The organism is Pseudomonas izuensis, from assembly GCF_009861505.1.
In the GTDB taxonomy this organism is placed as follows: domain Bacteria; phylum Pseudomonadota; class Gammaproteobacteria; order Pseudomonadales; family Pseudomonadaceae; genus Aquipseudomonas; species Aquipseudomonas izuensis.
Genome location: NZ_WTFT01000078.1, coordinates 1 through 1,220, shown reverse-complemented (window position 1 = coordinate 1,220; position 1,220 = coordinate 1). Strand labels below are relative to the sequence as shown.

The following is a 1,220-nucleotide window of genomic DNA, read 5'->3' as shown; positions in this document are numbered from 1 at the left end:
GGAGTGATCCATCTCTTCAGCTGCGGTAGCGATACCAACAAACACAGAGCTGACTGAAACCGTCAACGCCATCAGGGTCGGACGTAAAAGCTTAAGGGTCATGGTCTCAATCCGCTTTTTTAGTGTTTGAGTCATGATCCATCGACTCGTGATTCATTTTGCTGTGGTCCATCGTTCCATGGTTCATGGAACCGTGTTCAGACTTGGACTCGCTTGTCTTGGTCTTATGCTTTGTTGCTGGTTGGTCTGTGTCGCCAGCAGCGTGAGCGTGCTCGGCATTGCCTTCTCCAGCTTGTACCAAGGGCACTCCACTCAATAGGCCGATGGCAAGGGCGCAACCAATCAATGACTGACGATTCAGATATCTGCTCATAATCCGTCTCCCTTACTCATCAACCCGTACTTCACGGAACATGCCCATCTCCATGTGAAACAGCAGGTGGCAGTGATAGGCCCAGCGTCCCAGGGCATCGGCGGTGACGCGATAGCTGCGTTTGGTACCGGGTGGCATGTCGATCGTGTGTTTGCGCACCATGAATTTGCCGTGCTCATCCTCGAGGTCGCTCCACATACCGTGGAGGTGGATGGGGTGCGTCATCATGGTGTCGTTCACCAGCGTGATACGCAGGCGCTCGCCATACTTGAGGCGCAACGGCTCGGCGTCGGAGAATTTGATGCCGTTGAATGACCAGGAAAACTTCTCCATATGGCCAGTCAGGTGCAACTCGATCGTCCGATTGGGCTCGCGGCCATCAGGGTCCTGGAAAGTGCTCTTCAGGTCCGCGTAAGTGAGCACGCGACGGCCGTTGTTCCGTAGGCCAATACCCGGGTCATTGAGCTTCGGCGTAGTACTCATGGCTTGCATATCGACCAAGGGGTTATTGGTCTCGGAGGCCGGGTGCGACTGCATCTCCATGCCATCCATTCCACCCATCCCAGCCATGCCAGCCATCCCTGACATTTCACCATGGTCCATACCAGCCATCTTGCTGTGGTCCATGCCGGCCATGCCAGACATGCCACTCTGGTCCATGCCAGTCATCTTGCTGTGATCCATGCTGGCCATGCCGGACATGTCACCTTGATCCATGCCAGTCATCTTGCTGTGATCCATGCTGGCCATGCCGGACATGTCACCTTGGCCCATACCGGCCATCTTGCTGTGGTCCATGCTGGCCATGCCGGACATGTCACCTTGGTCCATTCCCGTTGTTCTGTTG

General features: G+C 55.4%; 2 protein-coding genes. Both read right to left on the bottom strand.

All coding sequences use genetic code 11. The annotated features are described in order from the left end of the window. Window positions 1–106: 106 nt before the first annotated feature. On the bottom strand, window positions 107–373 hold the full coding sequence (locus GPL81_RS30910) for a hypothetical protein (RefSeq protein WP_160109871.1): 267 nt from the start codon (window positions 371–373) through the stop codon (window positions 107–109). Between the two features lie 12 nt (window positions 374–385). Next, the coding region (locus GPL81_RS30905; protein ID WP_178122644.1) for a multicopper oxidase domain-containing protein at window positions 386–1,220 on the bottom strand (835 nt) is incomplete at its 5' end.

What these genes read in the sequence shown, in the direction of transcription:
- GPL81_RS30910 (WP_160109871.1), bottom strand. Translation starts at nt 373, where the DNA reads ATGAGCAGATATCTGAATCGTCAGTCATTGATTGGTTGCGCCCTTGCC.